Origin of the sequence: Kitasatospora sp. NPDC059571 (genome assembly GCF_042735675.1) — a bacterium.
Lineage (GTDB): Bacteria > Actinomycetota > Actinomycetes > Streptomycetales > Streptomycetaceae > Kitasatospora.
This window is the reverse complement of record NZ_JBHWBW010000401.1, coordinates 1-7,352: the sequence shown is the minus strand read 5'-3', so window position 1 is coordinate 7,352 and position 7,352 is coordinate 1. Positions and strand designations below refer to the sequence as shown.

The window sequence follows — 7,352 nt, the reverse complement described above, 5'->3', positions numbered from 1 at the left end:
CCCCGCGGCCGTGGGGCCCCCCCCCCCCCTGGCACCCGAAACCCCGCGCCCCCCCGGGGCGCCCGCCCCCCCCCCCGGTGACCCCCGCCCCCCCGGGGGGGGGCCCCCCCGGAGAGACCCCGGGCGCGCCGCCGCGCCGCACACTCACACCAGGCAGAGCACCGCCTCCAGCACGCCGGTCAGCACTGCCTCCGGGTCGTCCGCCGCACCCGCCGACCGCCAGGCGACGAACCCGTCCGGCCGCACCAGCACCGCACCGTCCGCCCCGATCCCGTACGCCTCGCCGAAGTCCGCGCCCTCCTCCGGCGCCAGCTCGTGCTCGGCACCCGGACCGACCCGGTACGCCGCCAGCGGCACCCCGAGGCGCTTGCCGACCAGCTCCGCCGCGCCGTGCCAGGCGTGCGCCTCCGGCCCGGCCAGCAGCACCGGCACCGTCTCGAACAGGTCCAAAGTGGACACCGGCACGCCGGCCCGGCGCACCCGCACGTGCGGGGCGCGCGACCCGGGCGAGCCGTCCGCCGCGAACGACTCCGGCACCGCCGGCCCGTCCGGGTCCGCACCGACCACCGCACCCGCCGGGTAGCGGTAGCCCAGTGCGACCGCGAGCACCCCGCGCTGCCGGCCGGTGCCCGGGTTCACGTCGTACCCCGGGTGCCGGTGCTCCGCCGAACGGGCCGTCGCCCGCTCACTGGTGGCCTCCGCCACCGGCCGGCGCTCGCGCCCGTACGACTCCAGCAGCCCGGGACCGGCCCAGCCGCCCAGCACCGCCGCCAGCTTCCACGCCAGGTTGTGCGCGTCCTGGATCCCGGTGTTCGAGCCGAACGCGCCGGTCGGCGACATCTCGTGCGCCGAGTCGCCGGCCAGGAACACCCGGCCCACCCGGTACCGCTCCGCGACCCGCTGCGCCGCGTGCCACGGCGCCCGGCCGGTGATCTCCACCGCCAGATCGGGCACGCCCGCCGCGGCCCGGATGTGCGCGATGCAGCGCTCGTCGGTGAACTCCTCCAGCGCCTCACCGCGCTCCGGGTGCCACGGCGCGTGGAAGACCCAGTGCTCCCGGTTGTCCACCGGCAGCAGCGCGCCCGCGCCCTGCGGGTCCGTCAGATAGCAGGCGATGAAGCGGCGGTCGCCGACCACGTCCGCCATGCCCGCCGCCCGGAAGGTGATGGACACGTTGTGGAACAGGTCGCCCGGACCGGTCTGGCCGATCCCGAGCCGCTCCCGGACGGGGCTGCGCGGCCCGTCCGCCGCCACCAGGTACTGCGCCCGCACGGTCTGCTCCGCACCGGTCTCCCGGTTGCGCAGCAGCGCCGTCACCCCGTCGGCGTCCTGCTCGAACGACACCATCTCGGTGCCGAACCGCAGTTCGCCGGCCAGCCCCTCGGCGTGGCGCCGCAGCACCGGCTCCAGGTCGTTCTGGCTGCACAGGCACCAGCTCGACGGGCTGAACCTGCGCAGGGCGCCGCCCGGGTCGATCTCCTTGAACAGCCACTCCTGCTCGTCGCCCGCCAGGGTGGCGGCCTGCAGGATGCCGTGGTTCTCGGCGAGCACCGACGCGGCCTCCCGGATCGCCGGCTCCACGCCCGCCACCCGGAAGAGCTCCATCGTCCGGACGTTGTTGCCGCGGCCCCGGGGGTGGTGCGAGGTGCCGGCGTGCTTCTCCACCAGCAGATGCGGCACCCCCAGCCGGCCGAGGAAGAGCGAGGTGGACAGGCCCACGAGGGAGCCGCCCACGATGAGGACGGGCAGCCGGCCGTCGGCGGTTGGGTTCATCAGTGACTCCAGTCGTGTCGAGGGTCCCGACCTCAATGTCCCCACCGGTCGTCCGTGCGCGCGCGGCCTGTGGCGCCCATGGCCCAGCCTTTTCGCCCGGATGGGTTCCTGCCCTCGCACGATCGGTGACGGACCGACACGATCGAGCTCAGTCCTCGTGACCGGTCTCGGTCACGGCCCGCTGCCACCAGCACCGGACCGCCCGAGCGACCCCACCGGCCGGCCACCGCGGCCCGCCGGCCGCCTCCCCTCCGTCCGGCCCCGGTCCGCACCGGGCGCCGGTCCGCGGCGCGTAGGCCCTGCGACGGCTCACCCCCCGAGAAGACGGATGAAGATGACGACCCTCACCGAACCCGTGTCCGACTCCCTGCACACCTCCCTCACCGTCCCGCGCCTGCGCGTGGTGCTGATGTGCGACGTCATGGCCGGCGAGCAGGACCGCTTCCTGCGCGCCTACGAGGAGCTGCGCCACCAGGTCGCCGCCGTCCCCGGCCACGTCAGCGACCAGCTCTGCCAGTCGATCGAGGACCCGTCCCAGTGGCTGATCACCAGTGAGTGGGACAGCGCGCAGCCGTTCCTCTCCTGGGTCGACAGCGAGGCGCACCGCGAGATGGTCAAGCCGCTGCACGGCTGCGTGCGCGACACCCGGTCGCTGCGCTTCAGCATCATGCGGGAGACCGCCGGCGACTACACCTACGACGGCCCGGACCCGGTCGCCGACGGCATCGTCCGGCACGCCCTGACCTTCACCGTGAAGCCCGGCAGCGAGGCCGAGGTCGCCCGGATCCTGGCCGGCTACACCTCGCCGAAGGCCCGGGTCGACGCGCACACCCGGCTCTGCCGCACCTCGCTGTTCATGCAGGGCAACCGGGTCGTGCGGGCCGTCGAGGTCTCCGGCGACCTGGGCGCAGCGCTGCGCCACGTCGCCATGCAGCCCGAGGTCCGGGCGGTCGAGGAGGCCATCAACCCGTACCTGGAGGAGGCCCGCGACCTGAACAACCCGGACTCCGCCCGGGCGTTCTTCATGCGCGCCGCGCTGCCGGCCGTGCACCACGTCGCGAGCCCGTCCGCGCCGGCCGGCACCGTCCACCGGTACGCCCTGCACTACCCCGTCCGGCCCGGCCACGGCGCCTCGGTGGCCGGCCTGCTGGCCCGTCAGGACCGGCTCGCCGTCGAGGAGCGGACGGCGCTGGTGGCGAGCACCGTCTTCCACCGCGACGACGTCGTGGTCCGCCTGGTGGACCTCGCCGTGCCGGCCGAGTCCGAGCCGGACCTCGCCCTCGGCATCCGCGGGCCCCGTGCGGCCGGTGTCCTGGCCCGTCTGGTCGAGCTCGACGAGCACCACGACCTGCGGACCACGGCGGGGGTCGCACGGTTCCTCGGCGACGCCGCCATGCAGCTGGTCACCGACCGGTCGGCCCAGGACGCCTGACCGGCGCGGTCCGTCCCCCGGCAACCGGCCGGGCGTCACCCCTCTTCCCGCAGGACCACTTGGAGGCATCACCATGACCACGGAGTTCCCACGCATCGTGCACGTCGACGACGCGCCGCCGAACACCCGCCGCGGCGGCGATCTGCGCGCCATGCTCACCCCGACGACGGTGGGTGCCACCAGCGGGTTCATGGGCCTGGCCATCGTGCAGCCGGGGGACCGGATCGCCGAGCACTACCACCCGTACTCGGAGGAGTTCGTCTTCGTCGTCGCCGGCGAGCTGGAGGTCGACCTCGACGGCGAGCCGCACCGGCTCCGCCGCGACCAGGGCCTGCTGATCCCGCTGAACGTCCGCCACCGGTTCCGCAACGTCGGCAGCACCGAGGCGCGGATGGTCTTCCACCTCGGTCCGCTCGCCCCGCGGCCCGAGATCGGCCACGTCGACACCGAGGAGACCCCGGCGCCGCCGGAACCCGCCGGGGCCCGGTCATGAGCCGGCGGGTGGTGGTCACCGGGCTCGGCGTGGTCGCGCCCGGCGGCAACGGGGTCCCGGCGTTCTGGGACCTGCTCACCGCGGGCCGGACCGCGACCCGCGGCATCACCTTCTTCGACCCGGCCCAGTTCCGCTCCCGGATCGCCGGCGAGTGCGACTTCGACCCGTACGCGGCCGGGCTGGACGCCGCCCAGGCGGCCCGCTCGGACCGGTACATCCAGTTCGCGCTGGCCGCCGCCGCGGAGGCGGTCCGCGACGCGGGGCTCGACCTCGCGGCCGAGGACCCGTGGCGGGTCGGCGTCTCCCTCGGCACCGCGGTCGGCGGCACCACCCGGCTGGAGCACGACTACGTCGGCGTCAGCGCCCACGGCGCCCGCTGGGACGTCGACCACCGGGCGGCCGAGCCGCACCTGCACCGGGCGTTCTCGCCCAGCACGCTGGCGTCCGCGGTCGCCGAGCAGGTCGGCGCCCAGGGCCCGGTGCAGACCGTCTCCACCGGCTGCACCTCCGGCCTGGACGCGGTCGGCTACGCCCTCCAGGCGGTCGAGGACGGCCGGGTCGACGTCTGCGTCGCCGGCGCCTCCGACTCGCCGATCTCCCCGATCACGGTCGCCTGCTTCGATGCCATCAAGGCGACCTCGGAGCGCAACGACGACCCGGAGCACGCCTCCCGGCCGTTCGACGCCACCCGGGACGGCTTCGTCCTCGGCGAGGGCGGCGCCGTCCTCCTGCTGGAGGAGTACGAGCACGCCCGGCGCCGCGGCGCCAGGATCCACTGCGAGATCGGCGGGTTCGCCACCTTCGGCAACGCCTACCACATGACCGGTCTCACGCAGGAGGGCCGGGAGATGTCCGAGGCGATCGACAGCGCCCTGGCCCACGCCCGGGTCAACGCCTCCGACATCGACTACGTCAACGCGCACGGGTCCGGCACCAAGCAGAACGACCGGCACGAGACGGCCGCCGTCAAGCGGTCCCTCGGCGCCCATGCGTACGAGACGCCGATGAGCTCGATCAAGTCGATGGTCGGGCACTCGCTCGGCGCCATCGGCGCGATCGAACTGGTCGCCTGCGCCCTGGCGCTGGCCCACGGCGTGGTGCCGCCCACCGCCAACTACGAGACCCCGGACCCGGAGTGCGACCTGGACTACGTGCCCAGGACGGCCCGCGAGATACCGCTGAGGCACGTGCTCTCGGTCGGCAGCGGCTTCGGCGGCTTCCAGTCCGCGGTCGTGCTCAGCAGAGAGGGGGCACGCCGATGACCTCGGCCCGAACGGACCGGCGGACGGTGGTGACCGGCATCGGGGTGATCGCACCCAACGGTGTCGGCGCCGACGACTTCTGGAAGGCGACCCGGGAGGGAACCAGTGTGCTCGGCCCGATCACCAGGGAGGGCTGCGGCGAGCTGCCGCTGCGGGTCGCCGGCGAGATCCGCGGCTTCGACCCGGAGCGGACCGTCGAGGGCCGCTACCTCGTCCAGACCGACCGGTTCAGCCACTACGCGATGGCCGCCGCCGACCTCGCCGTCGAGGACGCGCGCTACCGGCCGGACGAGAACGCGCCGTTCGCCACCGGCGTGGTCACCGCGGCCGGCTCCGGCGGCGGCGAGTTCGGCCAGCGCGAGCTGCAGAACCTCTGGGGCCAGGGCTCCCGGTTCGTCGGCCCGTACCAGTCGATCGCCTGGTTCTACGCGGCCAGCACCGGCCAGATCTCCATCCGCGGCGGCTACAAGGGGCCGTGCGGGGTGGTCGCGAGCGACGAGGCCGGCGGCCTGGACGCGCTGGCGCACGCGGCCCGCACCATCGCCCGCGGGACCGACACCGTGGTGGCCGGCGGGGCCGAGGCGCCGCTGGCGCCGTACTCGATGGTCTGCCAGCTCGGCTACCCCGAGCTCAGCCTGGCCGAGGACCCGGCCCGTGCCTACCTCCCGTTCACGCGGGAGGCGAGCGGCTTCGTGCCGGCCGAGGGCGGCGCGATGTTCGTCCTGGAGGACGAGCGGGCGGCACGCCGCCGCGGCGCTCGGATCCGGGCCGAAGTCGCCGGGCACGCCGCCACCTTCACCGGCGCCTCGCGGTGGGCCGAGTCCCGGCACGGGCTCGCCCAGGCCATCCGCCGGGCCCTGGAGCAGGCCCACTGCGCACCGGACGAGGTCGACGTGGTCTTCGCGGACGCCCTCGGCGTGCCGGAGGCCGACCTCGCCGAGGCGCAGGCCCTGGCCGACGCCCTCGGCGCGCACGCCGCCCGGGTGCCGGTCACCGCCCCCAAGGCCGGCACCGGCCGGGCGTACTGCGGTGCGCCGCTGCTCGACACGGCGGCCGCGGTGCTCGCCATGGAGCAGGGCTTCGTGCCGCCCACCCCCAACGTCGCCGACCCGGCCCACGACCTCGACCTGGTCTGCGGCTTCGGCCGCACTGCCGAGCTGCGCACCGCCCTGGTGCTCAGCCGGGGGCTGATGGGCTCGAACGCAGCCCTGGTGCTGCGCGCGGCCGGCGGCCGCGCGGCCTGACCGGCCGTCCCGACGAACACAGGAGCAACCATGAACCACCGCCTCACCCACGCCGAACTGGCCGAACTGATCCGGGCCCGGGCGGGCATCGCGGTCAGCCCCGAGCACCTGGAGGCCCCCGGGGCCACCTTCGAGGAGTTCGGCGTCGACTCGCTCGCCCTGCTCGGCATCGTCGGCGAGCTGGAGAACCGGTTCGGCTCGCCCATCGCCTCCGGCGCCGAGATGTCCAAGACCCCGCAGGACTTCCTCGACGCCGTCAACTCCTCCGTGAAGACGGGAGCCTGATCGCATGTCCGGCCACACCGACAACGAGATCCTCATCAACGCCCCGCTGGACCTGGTCTGGGACGTCACCAACGACCTGGAGAACTGGCCGCAGCTGTTCAGCGAGTACGCCTCGGTCGAGGTGCTGGACCGCGAGGGCCCGAAGACGACCTTCCGGCTCACCATGCACCCGGACGAGAACGGCACGGTCTGGAGCTGGGTGTCCGAGCGGGAGACCGACCGGCAGGGGCTGACCGTCCGGGCCCGGCGGGTCGAGCCCGGGCCGTTCGAGTTCATGAACATCCGCTGGGAGTACGCCGAGCACCCGTCCGGCACGCTGATGCGCTGGATCCAGGACTTCGCGATGAAGCCCACCGCGCCCGTCGACGACCACGGCATGACCAACCACATCAACCGCAACTCGCGGATCCAGATGGAGCTGATCAAGGGCAAGGTCGAGCTGCGCGCGGGCAAGGAGTGAGCGGGATGCACCGTTCGCTGATCGTCGCCCGGATGCGGCCCGGCTCGTCCGAGGACATCGCCGGCATCTTCGCCGACTCCGACCGCGGTGAACTGCCGCAGCTGATCGGGGTCACCGGCCGGAGCCTGTTCCAGTTCGGCGACCTGTACCTGCACCTGATCGAGGCGGACCGCCCGCCGGGCCCGGCCGTGGCGGAGCACGTGCGCCACCCGGAGTTCCGGCTGGTGAGCGACCGGCTCACGGCGCACGTCCAGGCGTACGACCCGGCGACCTGGCGCGAGCCCAAGGACGCCATGGCACGCGAGTTCTACCGCTGGGAGCGCAGCGCGGGCTAGCCCGCCGACCCGCTCGTCTCGTACTGCCGCCGCCCCCGGGCCCCCGGGGGGTGGGGGTGTTAGAAAAA

At 74.5% G+C, this 7,352-nt stretch carries 8 protein-coding genes; 7 read left to right on the top strand and 1 reads right to left on the bottom strand.

Annotation, left to right across the window (positions count from 1 at the left end; all coding sequences use genetic code 11):
• Positions 1-144: 144 nt before the first annotated feature.
• Positions 145-1,773, bottom strand: coding sequence for an FAD-dependent oxidoreductase (locus ACFV0G_RS31050; protein WP_380555219.1), 1,629 nt, complete (start codon positions 1,771-1,773; stop codon positions 145-147).
• Between the two features lie 334 nt (positions 1,774-2,107).
• Between ACFV0G_RS31050 and ACFV0G_RS31045 the strand changes: the two genes are divergently transcribed.
• The 7 genes from ACFV0G_RS31045 to ACFV0G_RS31015 all read left to right on the top strand — a co-directional run bounded on the left by ACFV0G_RS31045 (position 2,108) and on the right by ACFV0G_RS31015 (position 7,284).
• Positions 2,108-3,205 carry a SchA/CurD-like domain-containing protein gene (locus tag ACFV0G_RS31045; protein ID WP_380555221.1) on the top strand — a complete coding sequence of 366 codons (1,098 nt, stop codon included), beginning with the start codon at positions 2,108-2,110 and terminating at the stop codon, positions 3,203-3,205.
• 73 nt (positions 3,206-3,278) lie between these two features.
• Positions 3,279-3,698 (top strand): cupin domain-containing protein, encoded by a 420-nt coding sequence (locus ACFV0G_RS31040; protein WP_380555217.1) that lies wholly within the window; start codon positions 3,279-3,281, stop codon positions 3,696-3,698.
• Positions 3,695-4,960, top strand: coding sequence for a beta-ketoacyl-[acyl-carrier-protein] synthase family protein (locus ACFV0G_RS31035; protein ID WP_380555215.1), 1,266 nt, complete (start codon positions 3,695-3,697; stop codon positions 4,958-4,960). The genes ACFV0G_RS31040 and ACFV0G_RS31035 overlap by 4 nt, the downstream gene beginning before the upstream one ends.
• Complete coding sequence (locus ACFV0G_RS31030) at positions 4,957-6,204, top strand: beta-ketoacyl synthase N-terminal-like domain-containing protein (RefSeq protein ID WP_380555213.1); 1,248 nt, start codon at positions 4,957-4,959, stop codon at positions 6,202-6,204. The genes ACFV0G_RS31035 and ACFV0G_RS31030 overlap by 4 nt, the downstream gene beginning before the upstream one ends.
• Before the next feature lie 30 nt (positions 6,205-6,234).
• Positions 6,235-6,489 carry an acyl carrier protein gene (locus tag ACFV0G_RS31025; RefSeq protein ID WP_380555211.1) on the top strand — a complete coding sequence of 85 codons (255 nt, stop codon included), beginning with the start codon at positions 6,235-6,237 and terminating at the stop codon, positions 6,487-6,489.
• Between the two features lie 4 nt (positions 6,490-6,493).
• Positions 6,494-6,949 (top strand): SRPBCC family protein, encoded by a 456-nt coding sequence (locus tag ACFV0G_RS31020; protein WP_380555209.1) that lies wholly within the window; start codon positions 6,494-6,496, stop codon positions 6,947-6,949.
• Between the two features lie 5 nt (positions 6,950-6,954).
• The gene (locus tag ACFV0G_RS31015) at positions 6,955-7,284 is read left to right on the top strand and encodes a TcmI family type II polyketide cyclase (protein ID WP_380555207.1); all 330 of its coding nucleotides are present in this window, start codon (positions 6,955-6,957) and stop codon (positions 7,282-7,284) included.
• Positions 7,285-7,352: the final 68 nt, after the last annotated feature.